The following is a 17587-nucleotide window of genomic DNA, read 5'->3' as shown; positions in this document are numbered from 1 at the left end:
GCTCCGCTCCATGTTCACCTGCCATCCGGATTGCCTATTGCCGCCCATGCCGGGCTCGTACAGACTTCCTCCATGACCCGATTCCGACTCATCGCCGTAGCCGCCCTTGCCCTGATCCTTTCCGGTTGCGGGTTCCACTTGCGCAACAAGATCGCCTTGCCGGCTGACCTGGGGCCCGTCCGGGTAGTCTCTTCGGGCCCTTACAGCAAACTGGCCACCTCGTTGTCGCGCGGCCTGCAGGCCGCGGGCGCCACGCCCGCCCCGGAAGACAGCAAGGAAGATGTCGCGACCTTGCAGGTTCTGTCCGAGCGTTGGGGCGATCTTCCGATCAGTATCGACAGCCACGGCCGGTCACAGGAATACAGCCTGCGCTACGCGGTGGTGTTCGTCTTCCGCAAGGCCGACGGCACCGATCTGGTGCCGCAGCAGGTGGTCGAGATGTCGCGGGACTATGTGTCGCCACCCGAGAACGCCACCGGCACCAGTACCGAACGCGAAGTCCTGGCCAACGAACTACGGCAGGAAATGGCTTCGTCGATCCTGCGCCGCATCGATGGCGTGATGCGGGCAGGACAGGTCGTCAAGACCGAGTAATGGAACTCAAGCCGGAGCAATTAGCTTCACGTTCCGCCACGGATCCGCTGTATCCGGTCTATTTGATTGCCGGCCCGGAAATCCTGCGTGTGCTGGAGGCCGCCGACGCCGTGCGAGCACAAGCGCGTGCCCAAGGCATCGGCGAAAGGGAAGTGTTCGATGCCGATGGCCGAGATTTCGACTGGAATACGCTGGACGCTTCCTTCAACGCGCCCAGCCTTTTCAGTGCGCGCCGATTGATCGAGGTTCGCCTGCCCAGCGGCAAGCCGGGCAAGGACGGTGCGGAAGTGATCAGCGCGTTCTGCGCGAATCCGCCGCCCGATGTGATCCTGCTGGTTACTGCCGGCGAGTGGAGCAAAGCACATCACGGCAAATGGGCCGACGCCATTGCGCGGGTGGGTGCGATTGCGATTGCCTGGTCAATAAAACCGCACGAATTGAGCGGTTGGATCGAAAGCCGTCTGCGCGCGAAAGGGCTGCGAGCGGACCGAACGGCGGTACAGGTATTGACCGACCGTGTGGAAGGCAATCTGCTGGCGGCAGCGCAGGAAATCGACAAGCTGGTGCTGTTGGCGGAAGGGAAGACCCTGGACGCGGCGACCATGGAGTCGCTGGTGGCTGATGCGGCTCGTTATGACGTGTTTCGTCTGACCGACGCAATGCTGGCGGGGCAGGCGGATCACGTTTCACGAATGCTGACCGGATTGCGCGCGGAAGGTGATGTGGTCGCCGGGCTGATGCCGATGGTGGTAAAGGAACTGCTGCGCACCGCGGCATTAGCGCGTGTGCAGGCCCGTGGCGGCAATCTGGGTGCCGAAATGAAAGCTCAAGGCATCTGGGAAACCAAGCAGGCGCCCTTCAAACGAGCTCTGCAACGACACGCGTCTCCTGCGCGCTGGGATCGCTTCGTGGCCGAAGCCTCGCGGATCGACCGCATCGCAAAAGGACGGGGCGATGGCGATGCCTGGGTGGCGATGGAGCGTTTGCTGTTGGCGGTCGCGGACGCGAAAGCGGTGCGCTTGCTGGTAGCTTGAGGTACTGAGGACCGCTGTTCAGCAGCCGAACGGCTGATCATGGGGAGCGAAGCAAGAGCTTGTCCCATTCCCCTTTCCCTATTCCCGGTTCCCACTCTCAAATGCTCAATCTCTTCTACGGCGGTACCTTCGATCCGGTTCACAACGGCCACATGGCGATCGCCAGGGCGGCTCGTGATGAACTGGATGCGGTCGTGCGTCTGATGCCGGCCGCCGATCCGCCGCATCGCGCTCCGCCGGGCGCGACAGCGGAACAACGGGCGGTGATGCTCGATCTGGCGGTGGCGGATGAGCCAGGTTTGGTGGTCGACCGACGGGAGTTGCAACGCGCCCAGGCGCAACCTGGCAGTCGCTCCTACACCATCGATACCCTGCATGAACTGCGCGGGGAGCTGGGCGAGCGGGCGCCGATGGCGCTACTGATCGGGGCCGACAGCCTGGTTGGACTGCCGACCTGGCGGGAATGGCGGCAGCTGTTCGACTACACGCATTTCATCGTCGCCGAACGAGCAGGCAGCCCGCTGGACAGTGGAATGCCGGAAGAACTTGCACGCTTCATCGAAGTACGTTGGGTGTCATTGCCGGAAAAATTGACCGAAGCGCCTGCTGGGTCTCTGTTTCGGCTCAAGCACCCCTTGCAGATGGAGTCGGCCAGCCAGATCAGGCGCCGAATCGCCATGGGCCAGGCTTGGCAGGACCTAGTGCCGGGCGTTGTGGCTGACTACATAGCCGATAACCGGCTTTATTTCACGTAAGCGCCGGACCGGAGTTCGGTATAATTCGGCCGCATTCCCTAAAGACAGCAGACCTTTGTCCAGCCAAGCGCAAGTCATCAAGACCCGTCTTCCCAGCCCGCCTCCGGCCCTGCCGGACCTGCTCGCCAACGTACATGCGGCGGTTGTGGAACTCAAAGCCAAGGATGTCGTTGAGATCGACGTGCGCGGCAAATCCAGCGTCACCGATTACCTGGTCATCGCATCGGGTACTTCGACTCGCCACGTCAAATCGATCGCCGACGAAGTGGTCAGGTTCGCCAAGAGGTTGGATGTCATGCCGTTGGGCGTGGAAGGCGAGCGCGAAGCGGAATGGGTATTGGTCGATCTGGGCGACGTGATCGTCCACGTCATGCTGCCGCGTGTGCGCGAGTTCTATGCGCTGGAGCGTCTGTGGACGGTGGGCGATCAGCCGCCGCAGTACGACGAGCTCGAGGCCGGGGCGGAAGACCGCTCCTGACGCCACGAGTATTCGATGGAAAACGGCGCCAAGAGGCGCCGTTTTCGTTTTATAGCTTATACCTCGCGACTCGCATGTCGCCGCCGCTTACAGCGGTCCACGCTCCCACGGCCCGGTAATGGCGACGGTGACGCCGGGGGATTGGATGTTGACGAACATCGTTCGCGACAGCGGATCCCAGCACGCGCCGCAGAACTCGGAACCGCGATAGTCGCCTTCGGTAATCGTCTTGCCGGCATTGGCGATTTGGGCGGACGTCAGCTCGACGTTGTTCTTGCAGAAATAAAAGGATTCGCCGGCCCGGGTCAACCCGATCAGGCGCGAACCGGGGCCGTATTGGTCCGGGCTTTCGCCACCGTCTTCGCACAGCAGCACGCCGCCGCGTGCGCTGACGGTGATGTTGTCGGGGTTGTGCGCCGCCAGCTGATTGCCGCTGACGAAAAGTGCGCGCAGGCGCTGGGTGAACAGATCCAGGACCCACACAGAGCCATTGCCGCGGCCTTTGCGTCCCTGGCTATCCACACCCGTGCTGGTGTCGACAATGAACATCTTGCCGTAGCTGTACCAGATACCTTCGCCGCGGCTCATCCGCAGTGCGCCTTCGCTCCACGCTTGGGCGAATGGGCCGCTGAGCGTGTCGCCGGGCGATACATCAGGGAAGCCGCTGGGGGCAACGACAGTGTCCATATCCGGATCGGGAACGTCCACCCAATCCAACGCGTACTCGTCGCCCATGTTCGCGACGGTGAGATCGGCGTTGGGCTTGCCACGAACGCGCGCTGCCTGCAGCCGGCCACCGTTCTCCAGCGAGCCGCAGCGGCCGAAGCGGTCATTGGGGATGAAGCGGTACAGCGCGGATTTGTTGCGGTCGTCTTCGGTCAGATAGACGATGCCGGTGCGCGGATCCACGGCGACGGCTTCGTGGCTGAAGCGGCCCATCCCCACCAGTGGCCGACCGGTGGTGCGCTCGCTCTGCGGGTCGACTTCGAAAACATAACCATGCTTGCGACCGATGCTGGAGACCGCATCGGTCTTGATTTCTTCGCAGGTCAGCCACGTGCCCCACGGGGTCAGTCCACCGGCGCAATTGACCAATGTTCCGCCCAGGCTGGGTTCCAGACTGCCCCATTGGTCGTGGCGGTAGGTGAGGGTGGTGGTGCCGCCGGCCGCTTGCAGGCCATTGCTGACGATGCCGGTGTCGTACATGCCGGGTGCCTGGATGGGCGTGCCGGCGCCGCGTTCGTGATTGCGGATGAGGACGTATTCCAGGCCATGACCGCGACCGCGGCCGCGGCCATTCCAGCCACCGGACTTACGCACGGAAACCACCGCCATGCCGTCGTGGCGGTCGGGACAGGGCTGACCGTCATCCATGCGGTCGCCACTCCAGCCGAACGAGCGATAGCTGAAGCCGCGCGGCAACTGCAGCAGCGGCAGTCCTGTGGTGCGGTCGGCCACTGGGGCGAGCGGGCCGTAGCGGCTGGGAATGGGAGAAAGCCGGGTGGATCCGGTGGCGGCGTGGGTCTGGCGCGAATAAAGCGCGCCCAGACTGCCTATCGTGCCCATCGCGACGGCGGCGGCACTACCTTTCAGGACCTGGCGGCGGGCGGGATCGAAGACACTCATCGTGCGACTCCTGCTGGCTGGGGGAGCTTGCACGCTAGGTTTCCGGTGTAACCGGCATATGACAAAGGTATGTCTCTTGCATGCCATCTCACGGAAGTGCGACGCCGCTATCATGCGGTCATGAAAAGCAAGCTGATCGCCACCGGCGAACGCGCGCCATCGTGGGTGGTGCAAGGATTCGCCGAGTACCAAAAGCGCTTGTCGCATTGGCTGCCGATGGAACTGGTGGAGATAGAGCCGGGGCTGCGCGGCAAGGGCCGTGACCCGCAGCGCGCCATCGAAGAAGAAGGCAAGCGTGTATTGGCCGCACTGCCGAAGAATGCCCACGTCGTGGCGTTGGAGGTGGGGGGTAAGGCGTATTCCTCCGAACAGCTGGCGCAACGGCTGGAGCACTGGCGTGGGCAAGGGCGCGATCTGGCTTTCCTGATAGGCGGGCCGGAAGGGCATGCCCCCGATGTATTGGCGGCGGCACACGAAACCTGGTCGCTGGGACCGCTAACGCTGCCGCATATGCTGGCGCGGCTGGTGGTGGCCGAGCAGATATATCGCGCGGCCGCGTTGTTGGCCAATCACCCCTATCACCGCGCCTGACAGATCATGTAGGAGCGGCGTCCCGCCGCGAGCTCTTCCCATCAGATCGCGATAGAAGCGAAGAGCTCGCGGCGAGACGCCGCTCCTACAAATGCGGGATGCAAAAGCAAGAAGCCCGCCTTTCGGCGGGCTTCTTCGTTCGTCACTGCAGACTGAAATCTATCGGCACCAGGCCATAAGCCTGCACCGGCACGCCATCACGCATGGCGGGACGGAAGCGCCAGTTCTTCAGGACGTGCTGCCTGGCTTCGCGATCCAGCGATTTGTTGCCGCTGCTTTTGTCGATGCTCACTTCCAGCGGTGTGCCATCGGTGTCCACCAGCACGCGCAGCATGACCGTTCCCTGCGCACCGTCACGTACGGCTTCGCGCGGGTATTTGGGCGGCGGCGCCGTGACGTACTCCAGATGGCTGGCCGCGATGGGCCCGGTCGTCATGGCGATGGTAGGAGTATCAGCCGGACCTTCCGAGGCGGGTACCACCATCGGCTCGCTGCCCCCTTCGACAATCGGTTGTTCCACGGGCGGCGTGGTGGTGGTGGGTCTTGGGGTTACCGCCACATTCTGCGGCGTTCGCGTGACAGGTTGAGGTTTCGTCACCGTGACGGGTATAGGTTCAACCGGTTTTGGTCGCTCGATGAAGAAAATCTCGGGCTTATAAGGCTTGACGGCGATGGCTACCTGCGGCGCGGCCAGTGGCATCAACAGTAGAAGCAGGGCGATGGCATGGATCACCAAGGCGGCGGCGATGGCCAGTATGCGGCCGAAGTCGATGCGGGAATCGGAACCGTAGTGCTGTATGCGAACCATGATCCACCTCCATATTGGGTATGCAAGAGGAACAACGACCGGGCGCGGGAAGCGGGGTTGAAGCATCCGTGCCTGGAGCAACATTGCGCCGGCCCCGGCCGTTGCGCAAGAGGGGTATCCGGGACGTCGCTCCGGCAATCTCAAGCCGCTGAAGCGATGTGGAGAGCTTGTTGTTCCCCCCGGTCAGAGCCCCCGCTTCTGGTAGAGCGGAGCTGCGCTCCGCGATAGTACCGAGTTGGTAGCAATGAGGCCGTCGCAACGTCGGACGATAGTGAAAACCGCTTCAGCGTGCTTCTCGTAGAGCGGAGCTTGCTCCGCTGCTCTTCCGTCGGTTCCGGAGACAATCAGCTGAGCAAGCTCAGCTCTACAACGAGAGGGATAATTCCCTTGTGGGAGTGGTGCCGGCATGCCGGCACCACTCCCACAAGGATGTTATGCCGGCACTGCTGCCATGACGAGTTGACGGGCCAACATAGAATCTCGGCTCTACGTGGAGCGCAGGCTGCGAAAATTTGTTTTTACGTCATCAAAGCTCATTTCCGGAAACAAAAAAACAGGGCCGAAGCCCTGCTTTTTTTGCGAAGTCGCAAGGGTCTACTTGCCCAGTTCGAATACCACGTCGAGATTCACTGAAAGCTTGGTTTCTCCCGGCGAAACCGAGGTATCCATTTCCGCTTTGCCGCGCGCGCTCATCATGGCCATCGCCGGCATCGGGTGGAAACCGCCGCCGTTTCCTTCGGACACGCTGACGATGCGACGTACGCGCAACCCTAGTGCTTTCGCATAGGTTTCGGCACGTGCCTGTGCTTTCTTCAATGCTGCCAACCGTGCTTCGTCGTACACGGGTTCGGGTTGATCGATTTCGAAAGTGGGCCCGTTGATTTGGTTGGCACCCTGCGCGGCCAGCGCGTCCAGCACCTTGCCCAGCTTGGTGATGTCGCGCACCTTCAGGTTGACGGTGTTGCTGGCTTGATAGCCGGTGATGACCGGCGGCACATTTTCCGCATAACGGTACTGCGGGTTGAGGCTGATACCGCTGGTCTGCACGTCCTTGTCGGCGATACCGGCCGCTTTGATGGCGGCGGTGACCTTGGCCATTTGCTCGGCGTTCTGGCGCATGGCGGCATTGCCATCCGCGGCCTGTGTCACCACGCCGGCGGAGATGGTCGCCACGTCCGGAATCCGCGAGGCGTCCGCCTGAGCCGAAACATTCAGCAGCGTGCCGTCGGTGGCGACGGCATAGCCGGGGACGGACTGTGCGTGGGAAGTCATGGCGGCGGTTCCAAGGGCGAGGGACAGGGCGAGCAGAAGCGGTCGTAACGAGTGTTGGCGCATGGGATCTCCTTATGGTGCATGCCGAGGTGTGCACCCGGTCACAGCGGTGCGTTGGGTGTTCGCTTAAGCATGAACGCGTTGTGAGCCGGAATGGGGTTACCGCCGTGGGGCAGTGTTACAGGGTGGGAATTAAGACCATTCAGTCAGCTGTCGCGGGTTATTCTTTCACGAATGCTTTATCTGGCCTCTAAATCCCCCCGCCGTGCCGAACTGCTGACCCGTCTGGGCCAGCGGTTCGGGCTGCTCGACCTGGACGTCCCGGAGCATCGCCAGCCCGGGGAGCCGGCGGAAGAGTATGTCCGCCGAGTGGCGCGGGAGAAGGCCGGCGCCGGCCTGTTGCAGGTGCTCGCCACGCCGGGCGCATGGGTGCTGGGAGCGGACACCGAAGTGGTGCTGGACGACGAGGTGTTCGGTAAGCCGACAGACGCCGACGATGCCGCGGCGATGCTGCGCCGGTTGTCCGGGCGCACCCACCAGGTGATCTCGGCGGTGTCGCTGGTCAGCGCTTCGCGCGAGGCGCAAGCGGTGTCTGTCTCGGAAGTGACCTTCGCACCGCTGGACGAAGAAGATATCGCCGCTTACGTCGCCAGTGGCGAACCGATGGGCAAGGCGGGCGCTTATGGCATCCAGGGTGCAGCGGAGCAGTTCGTTTCCCATTTGTCCGGCAGCTTCTCCGGCGTGATGGGCCTGCCGTTGTACGAAACGGTGCGGTTGCTGCGGCGGTTCGGCCAAGACCACGCGCATCAAGATCCCGCACACATGCCTTCAGAGCCAACAACTTCACAGACGTTTTCAGATAGGGAGCGGTACGGCTAATGCAAATGGGGTGCCATGTCATCGCGACCAACGTAGCCGGCGCTGCCGGTATTGCAGTCGCAGTCGCAGTCCAGCGCGGCCGGCTCCGGTGCAACGTGCTGCTAGGTAACGTGCTCCTAAGTAGCGGGCTCCTAAGCAGCGTGTTCCGGCCTGAAGGGATGCGCCGCGCATGAGCGAGGAAATCCTGGTCAACGTCACTCCGCGCGAAACCCGCGTCGCCGTGATCGAGAACGGCATGCTGCAAGAGTTGCACATCGAACGCGGCTGGCGCCGTGGCGTGGTCGGCAATATCTACAAAGGCAAGGTGCAACGGGTGATGCCGGGCATGCAGGCAGCCTTTGTGGAAGTCGGACTGGATCGTGCCGCCTTCCTGCACGCCAACGATGTGGTGCGGCCGGCGCCGATCGCCAACGGCGAAACCGAAGAGGCCTCGATGCCGCTGACGCCGCCGTTGTCGGTGCCGATCATGGACCTGTTGCGTGATGGACAGGATATCGTGGTGCAGGTGGTCAAGGATCCCATCGGCAGCAAGGGTGCCCGCCTGACGACGCAGATCAGCATTCCTTCGCGCTATCTGGTGCTGTTGCCGCAATCGAAAGTAGTGGGCGTATCGGCACGCATCGAAGATGAAGCCGAGCGCCAGCGCCTGAAATCGCTGGTTACGGATTTGTCGGCCCAGCACGGCGGGCACGGCTACATTATCCGTACCAACGCGGAAGGACAGCCTGCCGAGGCGCTGGCCGAAGACATCGCCTACCTGGCGCGTGTCTGGGCGTTGGTGGAGCAACGCAGCCGCGATTCCGCGGTGGGCACCTGCGTCTACGAAGACCTGACGTTGCCGCTGCGTGCAGTGCGCGACCTGATGCGTCGCGATGTCGAAAAGGTGAAGGTCGATTCGCGTGAAACCAGCGAACGGCTTCAGGCATTTGCAGCCAAGTACATGCCGGTGCTGGCCGAGCGCATCGAGCATTACTCCGGCGAACGGCCCATTTTCGATCTGTACGGCGTCGAAGACGAGATCGGCCGTGCATTGGACAAGCAGGTCCCGCTGAAATCGGGTGGCTATCTGGTCATCGATCAGACCGAAGCGATGACCACGATCGATGTGAACACGGGCTCGTTCCTTGGCCAGCGCAATTTAGAGGAAACGGTCTACCGCACCAATCTGGAAGCCGCGCAATCCGTGGCGCGTCAGCTGCGGCTGCGCAATCTTGGCGGCATCATCATCATCGACTTCATCGATATGGATGATCCGGAGCATCGCCGCCAAGTGCTGCGCACGCTGGAAAAAGCGTTGGCGCGCGACCACGCGAAAACCACGGTGTACGAGTTCTCGCCGTTGGGCCTGGTGGAGATGACCCGCAAGCGCACCGTGGAAAGCCTGGAGCGGCAGTTGTCCGAGCCTTGCCCCGAATGCAGCGGGCGCGGCACCATCAAGACCACCGAAACGGTCACCTACGAAATCTTCCGCGAGATCACCCGCGCAGTGCGCCAGTTCGAAGCAGCGCGGCTGCTGGTGATCGCCTCGCCCAAAGTGGTGGCGCGCATCACCGACGAAGAATCAGCCGCGGTCGCGGAGCTGGAAGAATTCCTTGGCAAGTCGATCCGCTTCCAAGCGGACGAGCAGTACCTGCAGGAGCAGTTCGATGTGGTCTTGTTGTGAAAGCGGGAACAGGGAATGGGGAACGGGGAATGAGAGAACCTCCTCGCGTCTAGGCGTTCCGTTCTCCACGATTTCAATGGCTAATTTCGCTGCGCCCTTCTTGATCGGTCTTTTCAAGGGGGCCGAATGCGCGCTTGGTGCCGAATTCCCTGTTCCCTGTTCCCTGTTCCCGTCTTATGGAGTGGGGAACAGGGAACGGGGGACAGGGAATGAAGGAGTTGCCTTGCGTCTGAGCCTACGTGCCTTTGTCGTTGCTCCTTCGAATCATGCGTTTTTGTGTTATCGCCGCGCCGATGGAACTAGGCGCGTGCGAGATGCCACATTCCCCGTTCCCCGTTCCCCGTTCCCGGCTTTTACCTAATGCCTACTCCCCTTCGCCGCCGTTTACGCCTGGCGCGCCGTGGCGCGGGGTATTGCGTGGCCATCACGCTGGTGTTGATGGCGTTGGTGCTGGGCGTTGCCAGTCAGGTGCTGCCGTTGGCGGAGCGCCATCCGGACCGCATCGCGGCGTGGTTGAGCGAGCGCGCCGGCCGGCCGGTGTCGTTCGATCATGTGAAGACGCAATGGACGCGACGCGGTCCTTTGCTGCAGTTGGATGGTTTGCGCATTGGCGAAGGCGAGGCCGGGGTCAGTATCGGCCAGGCAGAAGTGCTTGTGGCGATGTACAGCGGGCTGCTGCCTAGCCGTTCCTTCACTGAGCTGCGGTTGCGCGGTTTGTCGCTGACACTGCAGCGCGCCGACGATGGCACTTGGTCGGTACGCGGCCTGCCGGGCCAGCAGCAGACAGACGGCGATCCGTTGAAAAGCCTGGAAGGGCTGGGCGAATTGCAAGTGATCGGCGGCAAGCTGGCCATCATCGCGCCTGCGGTGTCGGGGAATCTGGAACTGCCGCATATCGATTTGCGCTTGCGTGTCGAAGGCGATCGGGTACGTGCCGGTACCCGGGCATGGATCGACCGCCGTGCGGAGCCACTGCAGCTTACGGTGGATTTCGATCGCCGGCAGGGCAACGGGCGCGCTTACCTGGATGTGGAGGCCGAAGATATCGGCGTCTGGTCGCCCTTGTTGCGCTACGCCGGCGTGACGGCCGAACGCGGGCAGGGACGCATACGGGGTTGGGCTGAACTGCGTAAACACCGCGTGGTGCTGGCGACTGTCGATGCCAAGCTGCAGCAGCTTGGCCTGCGCGGCGCGGCGATCACCGGCGGAAGCGAAATCCCGCGCGCCCGCTTCGATCAGATCGATGGCCTCATGCGCTGGCGATTGGTGGCTGGCGGTTGGCGCCTGGACGCGCCGCGGCTGCGCATCGATTCCCGGCCGCAAATGCAGAAGCTGGACGGGTTGGTGATAGCGGGCGGGCAGCAATACGGATTATTGGCGGATCAAGTCGATGCGGCACCGCTATTCGCCATCCTCGGCCTAAGCGATCGGGTGGACGACGGTCTTCGTCGCTGGCTCGCACAGGCCAAGCCAAGTGCGCGCCTGACCGGACTGTCGTTGATCGGGCAGCGGGGCGGCGCCATGCGAGGGCAGGGACGCTTGAGCGGTGTCGGGTTCCTGCCGATAGGGCGCGCACCTGGGCTGAGCGGATTGGCGGGCGATTTCCTGGGCGACGCCGAAGGTTTTGAATTGACGCTGGACCCGCAATCGCGGATGCGTTTCGATTGGCCCAGTGGGTTCGGCGTTGCCCACGAAGTCGATCTGCACGGCAAAGTGACGGGTTGGCGCGAAGGCGCCGGCTGGCGCATCGGTACCTCTGCGCTCCGCGTGCACGGCAAAGACTACGCTGCGGATCTTCGCGGCGGCCTGTGGTTCCAAGGGGACGGCACCCGCCCCTGGATCGATGTTGCTGCCGACTTGGACGATGCGCCGGTTTCCGCTGCCAAACGCTTCTGGGTTCACCACCGCATGCCCAAAGCCGCCATCGACTGGCTCAATGCGGCGCTGATCGGTGGAAACGTGCGAAATGGTCGCGCCATCGTCAGCGGCGACTTGGACGATTGGCCATTCCGCGACAACAACGGCCGTTTCGAGGCTGTCGGCCATATCCAGGGTGGCCGATTCAAGTTCCAGCCCGATTGGCCGGCACTGGAGCAGGTGGATGCGGACATCGCTTTCATCGCCAATGGCTTCCAGTTGCAGGGACGTGGCGCGCTGGGTGGAGTTGCCATCGATTCCTTCCAGGCCGGCGTCGCGGCGTTCAACGATGCGGAGCTGAAGATCGATGCGCAGGCCAGCGCCGATGCCGGTCGTTTGTTGAGCCTGTTGCGACAGAGTCCCTTGCAGAAGACCTACGGCGAGACCATGGCTCATCTGGAAGCCAGCGGTCCTGTGCGCGCCAGCTTCAGTCTGCTGCAACCGCTGCGTCGGCAAAAGGCCGCACTCAAACGGGTCGAGGGCATAGTGGAATTGCAGGGCGCCAAATTGGCGGAGAAACGCTGGAATCTGGCGTTCACCGAGGTGCGCGGTAAAGCGCGCTACGACGACAAGGGCTTTTCATCCGAGCCGTTGGCGGTGATGCATCAGGCACAACCCGGCGTGCTGGCGTTGCGCGCAGGCAGCGGTGTGCGCGACAAGCAGCAGGTGTTCGAGGCCGATCTCTCCGCTCAATTGGGTGCGCAGGAATTGCTGGACCGCGCGCCCGAACTGGCTTGGCTAAAACCATATCTGGATGGCACTTCGGCGTGGACGGTCGGCGTGGCCATTCCCAGGATGCCTGCCGGTACGCCAGCCAACGCCGCATTGCCGGCCCAGCTGAGCCTGCGTTCCAACCTGGTCGGCACAGCGCTCAACTTGCCGGCACCCTTGCGCAAAGCGGCCGCTACGCCACTGGCGACCAGCGTACGCGCGCCACTGCCAATGGGTAGTGGACAAATCGATGTCGCCTTCGGCGATCTGTTGGCTTTGCGCGCACGCAGCACCGGCACTCAGACCGGCATCCGGGTCGCATTGGGCAGCCGCCAAGTGACCGAAGCCGCGCCTGCCTCCGGGCTGATCGTCACCGGCCGCACCGGCGATCTGGACGCCATGGATTGGATCGCTATGGCCAAAGGTGGCGATGGCGAAGGCAAACTGCCGTTGCGGCACATTGATGTCACGGCCGAGCGTCTGCTGCTGATCGGTGCCTCGTTCCCCGACACCCGGTTGCAACTGGCGCCCGCCAACAAAGCGGTGGCTATCGCCTTGGATGGCCAGGCGCTCGCGGGCTCGGTGCTGGTGCCTGACGCGAAAGGCGCGGCGATTTCCGGCAAGCTTTCGCGCGTTCACTGGCGTGGCGCGGCCCCGCCTGGCACGGTTTCCACGCCGGCACAGCGCGCGGCCGCCAATGATTTCGATCCTTCCAGTATTCCCCCGCTATCGCTGGACATCGACGATCTACGTTTTGGCGATGCCAGCTTCGGCAATGCCAAGCTACGGACGCAACAGCTGGCTGGTGGAATGCAGGTAGATCAACTGCAACTGCGCTCGCCCAAGCAGGCCATCGATATCAATGGCCAATGGACCGGCCGAGGTACCACTGCGCGTACCCGCTTGAACGTTGCGATCGACAGCCAGGACATCGGGGCAATGATGGATGGACTGGGTTACAAGCGCCGCGTGGGTGGCGGCTACGGCCAGATCAAGATCGATGCCGGTTGGGCGGGCAGTCCGGGGGCTTTCCAACTGGCGGCGCTGGAAGGCAGCGTCCACGTCGCCGTTCGCGACGGCCACCTGCTGGAACTGGAACCCGGTGCGGGGCGCGTGCTCGGTCTGCTGAGCGTGGCGGAACTGCGCAGGCGCATGATGCTGGACTTCAGCGACTTCTTTTCCAAAGGGTTCGCCTTCAATCGCATTGACGGCGACATCCGCCTGAACAATGGCTTGGCCAGCAGCGACAACCTGGTGATCGATGGCCCGTCCGCCGAAATCCGCATCCGCGGCGACACCGACCTGCGCGCCGAACGGTTCGACCAGACCGTCCAAGTACTGCCCAAATCCGCCAATGTCCTGACCGCCGTCGGTGCTGTGGCGGGAGGCCCGATCGGCGCGGCGGTGGGTGCGGTCGCCAACGCGGTATTGAAGAGACCGTTGGGCCAGATGGGCGCCAAGACGTACCGCGTCACCGGACCCTGGAAGGATCCCAAGGTAGAGGTCATGGGTCGCCAGGAATCGCGAGCCGCGGTGAGAGCTTCAGCGCCTGCCGGCAGTCCGTGATGTTGGCTCCCCGTATGTTTGGCAGGCCCGCGCTCCAAGTAGCAAGCCGCCGCAATCCCGCCTGATGCGCCTGAATGCATGAATAGCCGCCCTTTTCCCGCCATGTATAGCGTCGCCGCTTGCGTTCGCTGTTCGCAGCCCCAACCCTGAGTCCCATGACCAATTCCCTCGCACTCGCCGAAACCCGCCTGCTGCTGCCCGCGGGCCTGGACCAACAACAACTGGACCGCACGTTTGGAACCCTGCTGGGGCCGGGTATCGATTTCGGTGATCTGTATTTCCAGCACACGCGCCGTGAAAGCTGGACGGTGGAAGACGGCATCGTCAAGGACGGCGCTCATTCCATCGAACAAGGCGTGGGTGTCCGCGCGATTTCCGGCGAGAAGACCGGCTTCGCCTATTCCGATGACATCAACAGCCAGGCATTGCTGAGCGCCGCTCATTCCGCGCGTGCCATCGCGCGCGACGGTGCCGCGCACGCACCGCATGCACTGGTGCGTGGTGGCGGGCGCTCGCTATACGCCAGCGACGATCCGATCGATGCGATGGGCAATGACGACAAAGTCGAGGCGTTGCGTGCCGTCGACCGCTACATTCGGGCGGCCGACCCGCGTGTGCAGCAGGTGACCGTCAGCCTGTCCGGTGGTGTCGACACCGTACTGGTCGCGCGCAGCGACGGCGTGCTCTCCGCCGACGTGCGTCCGCTGGTGCGCCTGAACGTGCAGGTGATCGTGGAACAGAACAGCCGCCGTGAATCGGGCTATGCCGGCATGGGCGGGCGTTATTCGTATACGCAACTATTCGCCGACGGCAAGCCGGAGGATCTGGCGCGTGAAGCGCTGCGCCAAGCGCTGGTCAACCTGGATGCGGTCGACGCACCCGCCGGCGTGATGCCGGTGGTGCTGGGTGCCGGCTGGCCGGGCGTATTGCTGCACGAAGCGGTCGGCCATGGCCTGGAAGGCGACTTCAACCGGAAGGGCACCAGCGTCTATGCCGGTCGCATGGGCCAGCGCGTCGCGTCGCCGGGCGTCACCATCGTCGATGACGGCACGCTGCCGGAACGCCGCGGTTCGCTGAACGTTGATGACGAAGGCACGCCAACGAACTGCACCACCCTGATTGAAGATGGCGTGCTGGTCGGCTACATGCAGGACACATTGAACGCGCGTCTGATGGGCATGGCGCCCACCGGCAACGGCCGCCGCGAATCGTTCGCGCATCTGCCGATGCCGCGCATGACCAACACCTACATGCTGGCCGGAAAGCACGACCCCGAAGAAATGATCCGTTCGGTCAAGAAAGGGCTATACGCGGTCAACTTCGGCGGCGGTCAGGTCGACATCACCAGCGGCAAATACGTGTTCTCGGCGACCGAAGCCTATTTGATTGAAGACGGCAAGATCACGGCGCCGGTCAAAGGCGCGACGCTGATCGGTAACGGCCCGGAAACCATGCAGAAAGTGAAGATGATCGGCCATGATCTGGCGTTGGATGCCGGCGTGGGCGTATGCGGCAAGGACGGGCAAAGCGTGCCGGTAGGCGTGGGCCAGCCTTCGCTATTGATTGAAGGGCTGACCGTCGGCGGAACGCGGGCGTGATTGAAAGCGGAGAACGGGGAACTGGGAATGGGGAGCGGGAATGCAGGCTCTTCGGTGCCCCATCCGCTCGTGCCCAGTCAGTTTTCCTGATCTTCCATTCCCGGTTCCCGGTTCCCGGTTCCCGGCTCTTCCAACAGTTGCCTCAGTTCACGGAACAACTCCCGAAACGCATGCGGCGGCTTGTTCTTGAGCCGTTCTTCGCTGGCGCTGCGGATCAGCTGGCGCAGGTGTTGGCGGTCGGCGTGCGGATACGTGTCCAGCAGTTCGCCCAAGGCGGCGTCGCCATCGCTCAGCAGGCGCTCGCGCCACTGCTCGGTGCGGTGCAGCGCGGCCGCGTCGCGCTTGGCTGCTTCGCCATCTTCATCCAGCGCATCGCGAATGGCTTCCAGCGTCTCGTCGTCCTCGCGGCGCATCTGCTTGGCAAGAAATTGCAGTTGCCGCTTGTGCGCGATGTGCGAGGTGATCTTCTGCGTGTCGTGGATATGCTGCAGCAGTTCTTCCGGAATCGGCAATTTGGCCAGCTGAGCGGGCGGCAGCGCCACCAGTTGTTCGGCCAGGCCACGCACTTCCAGGGCGCCCTGGCGTTGCTGGGTGCGGCTGGGGCCGAGGAATTCGCCGGTTTCAGAGTCGCGTCCGCGCATGCTGGAGCCTGTTCTTCATTTTGAGTTTCCGGCAAGGGACAGCCGGGTTGTCGCGAAGGAATTCGCAGGTGCAGTACAAAGGATAAAGCATTGAACGCCATTACCACCCAAACCCCTGACAACAGCCGCGCCCGTCTGGAACACCTGGCGGAGTTGTCGCAACGCCTGCTGGAGCGCGCCAAGGCACGCGGCGCCACCCAGGCGGAAGTCAGCTGCAGCGAAGAAACCGGCTTGAACGTCAACGTGCGCATGGGCGCGGTGGAGACCGTAGAATCCAACCGCGACCGCGGTATCGGCGTCACCGTTTACTTCGGCAAGCGCAAGGGTAGCGCCAGCACCGCGGACCTACGTGAAGAAAGCCTGGATGCCACCGTCGAACAGGCCTGCGCCATTGCGCGCTACACCGAAGACGACGATGCTGCTGGCCTGGCCGATCCGGAGCTGATGGCGCGGGAATTTCCCGATCTGGACTTGTGGCATCCCTGGACGGTCGACGCGGACCGCGCGGTCGATCTGGCACTGGCCTGCGAAGCGGCGGGCCGCGACGCTAATCCCAAGATCGAGAATTCCGACGGTGCTTCGGTGGGCACCGGCGAAAGCCTGTCGGTCTACGCCAATTCGCATGGTTTCGTTGGCCGGGAACGCGACACGCAGCACTCGATCGGCTGCGCATTGATCGCGGGGCAAGGCGATGGCATGCAGCGCGATGGCTGGTACAGCAGCGGCTTGGCGTACGCCGATCTGGAAACGCCGGAAGCCATCGGCAAACGAGCCGCCGAACGCACCGTGGCGCGGCTGCAACCGCGCTCGCTGCCAACGGGAGAATATCCAGTGCTGTTCGCGGCCGAAATCGCGCGCTCGCTGATCGGCCATCTGTTGGGCGCGGTGTCAGGCGGCGCGCTGTACCGCCGCGCCAGCTTCCTGCTGGACCATGCCGGCAAGCAGATATTCCCCTCCTGGTTTTCGATTGAAGAACAACCGCTGCTGCGTCGAGGGTTGCGTTCCTCGCCCTTCGATGCGGAAGGTGTGGCGACCCGCACCTCGCCACTGGTACAGGACGGCGTATTGCAGCGCTATGTGCTTGGCAGTTATTCGGCACGCAAGCTAGGTCTGCAGACCACGGCCAACGCGGGCGGTGTCTACAACTTGAAAGTGGCTGCCAATGCAGGCGGTTTCGAGTCGCTGATCGGCGGCATGGCGCGCGGGCTACTGGTCACCGAGTTGATGGGCCAGGGTATCAATGCGGTCACCGGCGATTATTCCCGGGGTGCGGCCGGCTTCTGGGTCGAGAACGGCGTCATCGCCTATCCGGTCGATGGCATCACGATTGCGGGCAACCTCAAGCAGATGTTCGCGAATATCGAGGCGGTGGGCAGCGATGTGGATCCACGCTCGCATATCAAGGTGGGTTCTATTCTTATTGGGAAGATGATGGTGGCGGGCGAGGAGTAGCA

At 63.2% G+C, this 17587-nt stretch carries 14 protein-coding genes; 10 read left to right on the top strand and 4 right to left on the bottom strand.

Annotation, left to right across the window (positions count from 1 at the left end):
- Positions 1-72: 72 nt before the first annotated feature.
- From lptE to rsfS, 4 genes are all read left to right on the top strand, one after another.
- The gene (lptE, locus tag AB6O04_RS13610) at positions 73-594 is read left to right on the top strand and encodes an LPS assembly lipoprotein LptE (RefSeq protein WP_368564563.1); all 522 of its coding nucleotides are present in this window, start codon (positions 73-75) and stop codon (positions 592-594) included.
- Positions 594-1628 (top strand): DNA polymerase III subunit delta, encoded by a 1035-nt coding sequence (holA, locus tag AB6O04_RS13605; protein WP_368564561.1) that lies wholly within the window; start codon positions 594-596, stop codon positions 1626-1628. The genes lptE and holA overlap by 1 nt, the downstream gene beginning before the upstream one ends.
- Before the next feature lie 101 nt (positions 1629-1729).
- On the top strand, positions 1730-2383 hold the full coding sequence (gene nadD, locus AB6O04_RS13600; RefSeq protein ID WP_368564560.1) for a nicotinate-nucleotide adenylyltransferase: 654 nt from the start codon (positions 1730-1732) through the stop codon (positions 2381-2383).
- 55 nt (positions 2384-2438) lie between these two features.
- Positions 2439-2861 (top strand): ribosome silencing factor, encoded by a 423-nt coding sequence (rsfS, locus tag AB6O04_RS13595; protein ID WP_368564558.1) that lies wholly within the window; start codon positions 2439-2441, stop codon positions 2859-2861.
- Positions 2862-2948: 87 nt separating this feature from the next.
- On the opposite strand, the gene AB6O04_RS13590 is transcribed toward rsfS, so the two are convergent.
- Entirely contained in the window at positions 2949-4487 is a 1539-nt protein-coding gene (locus tag AB6O04_RS13590) for an alkaline phosphatase PhoX (RefSeq protein WP_368564557.1), read from the bottom strand.
- Between the two features lie 120 nt (positions 4488-4607).
- Here AB6O04_RS13590 and rlmH point away from each other — a divergent pair, with 120 nt between their 5' ends.
- Complete coding sequence (gene rlmH, locus AB6O04_RS13585; RefSeq protein ID WP_368564556.1) at positions 4608-5078, top strand: 23S rRNA (pseudouridine(1915)-N(3))-methyltransferase RlmH; 471 nt, start codon at positions 4608-4610, stop codon at positions 5076-5078.
- 142 nt (positions 5079-5220) lie between these two features.
- Here rlmH and AB6O04_RS13580 read toward each other — a convergent pair whose 3' ends face one another.
- Both AB6O04_RS13580 and AB6O04_RS13575 read right to left on the bottom strand, forming a co-directional pair.
- Positions 5221-5886: an energy transducer TonB gene (locus AB6O04_RS13580; RefSeq protein WP_368564554.1), complete on the bottom strand. Its 666-nt coding sequence runs from the start codon at positions 5884-5886 to the stop codon at positions 5221-5223.
- Between the two features lie 594 nt (positions 5887-6480).
- A complete protein-coding gene (locus tag AB6O04_RS13575) occupies positions 6481-7221 on the bottom strand; it encodes an SIMPL domain-containing protein (RefSeq protein ID WP_368564553.1) in 741 nt (246 codons plus the stop codon).
- 171 nt (positions 7222-7392) lie between these two features.
- Between AB6O04_RS13575 and AB6O04_RS13570 the strand changes: the two genes are divergently transcribed.
- From AB6O04_RS13570 to tldD, 4 genes are all read left to right on the top strand, one after another.
- Positions 7393-8037, top strand: coding sequence for a nucleoside triphosphate pyrophosphatase (locus tag AB6O04_RS13570; RefSeq protein WP_368564552.1), 645 nt, complete (start codon positions 7393-7395; stop codon positions 8035-8037).
- A 169-nt stretch (positions 8038-8206) separates the two neighbouring features.
- Positions 8207-9700, top strand: coding sequence for a ribonuclease G (rng, locus tag AB6O04_RS13565; protein WP_368564551.1), 1494 nt, complete (start codon positions 8207-8209; stop codon positions 9698-9700).
- A 360-nt stretch (positions 9701-10060) separates the two neighbouring features.
- Positions 10061-13894, top strand: a complete 3834-nt coding sequence (locus AB6O04_RS13560) for a YhdP family protein (RefSeq protein WP_368564550.1) — start codon at positions 10061-10063, stop codon at positions 13892-13894.
- Between the two features lie 155 nt (positions 13895-14049).
- A complete protein-coding gene (gene tldD, locus AB6O04_RS13555; protein ID WP_368564549.1) occupies positions 14050-15492 on the top strand; it encodes a metalloprotease TldD in 1443 nt (480 codons plus the stop codon).
- 77 nt (positions 15493-15569) lie between these two features.
- Here the strand turns inward: tldD and yjgA are convergent, their stop codons facing one another.
- Positions 15570-16133 (bottom strand): ribosome biogenesis factor YjgA, encoded by a 564-nt coding sequence (gene yjgA, locus AB6O04_RS13550; protein WP_368564547.1) that lies wholly within the window; start codon positions 16131-16133, stop codon positions 15570-15572.
- Between the two features lie 90 nt (positions 16134-16223).
- Here yjgA and pmbA point away from each other — a divergent pair, with 90 nt between their 5' ends.
- Positions 16224-17585, top strand: a complete 1362-nt coding sequence (pmbA, locus tag AB6O04_RS13545) for a metalloprotease PmbA (protein ID WP_368564546.1) — start codon at positions 16224-16226, stop codon at positions 17583-17585.
- Positions 17586-17587: the final 2 nt, after the last annotated feature.

Origin of the sequence: Pseudoxanthomonas sp. UTMC 1351, assembly GCF_040948865.1 — a bacterium.
In the GTDB taxonomy this organism is placed as follows: Bacteria; Pseudomonadota; Gammaproteobacteria; order Xanthomonadales; family Xanthomonadaceae; genus Pseudoxanthomonas_A.
The sequence above is the reverse complement of the archived record's forward strand: the minus strand, read 5'-3'. Positions and strand labels throughout refer to the sequence as shown.

What these genes read in the sequence shown, in the direction of transcription:
- AB6O04_RS13570 (WP_368564552.1), top strand. Translation starts at nt 7,393, where the DNA reads ATGCTTTATCTGGCCTCTAAATCCCCCCGCCGTGCCGAACTGCTGACC.
- tldD (WP_368564549.1), top strand. Translation starts at nt 14,050, where the DNA reads ATGACCAATTCCCTCGCACTCGCCGAAACCCGCCTGCTGCTGCCCGCG.
- AB6O04_RS13560 (WP_368564550.1), top strand. Translation starts at nt 10,061, where the DNA reads ATGCCTACTCCCCTTCGCCGCCGTTTACGCCTGGCGCGCCGTGGCGCG.
- holA (WP_368564561.1), top strand. Translation starts at nt 594, where the DNA reads ATGGAACTCAAGCCGGAGCAATTAGCTTCACGTTCCGCCACGGATCCG.
- yjgA (WP_368564547.1), bottom strand. Translation starts at nt 16,133, where the DNA reads ATGCGCGGACGCGACTCTGAAACCGGCGAATTCCTCGGCCCCAGCCGC.
- AB6O04_RS13575 (WP_368564553.1), bottom strand. Translation starts at nt 7,221, where the DNA reads ATGCGCCAACACTCGTTACGACCGCTTCTGCTCGCCCTGTCCCTCGCC.
- nadD (WP_368564560.1), top strand. Translation starts at nt 1,730, where the DNA reads ATGCTCAATCTCTTCTACGGCGGTACCTTCGATCCGGTTCACAACGGC.
- rng (WP_368564551.1), top strand. Translation starts at nt 8,207, where the DNA reads ATGAGCGAGGAAATCCTGGTCAACGTCACTCCGCGCGAAACCCGCGTC.
- rlmH (WP_368564556.1), top strand. Translation starts at nt 4,608, where the DNA reads ATGAAAAGCAAGCTGATCGCCACCGGCGAACGCGCGCCATCGTGGGTG.
- lptE (WP_368564563.1), top strand. Translation starts at nt 73, where the DNA reads ATGACCCGATTCCGACTCATCGCCGTAGCCGCCCTTGCCCTGATCCTT.
- AB6O04_RS13590 (WP_368564557.1), bottom strand. Translation starts at nt 4,487, where the DNA reads ATGAGTGTCTTCGATCCCGCCCGCCGCCAGGTCCTGAAAGGTAGTGCC.
- AB6O04_RS13580 (WP_368564554.1), bottom strand. Translation starts at nt 5,886, where the DNA reads ATGGTTCGCATACAGCACTACGGTTCCGATTCCCGCATCGACTTCGGC.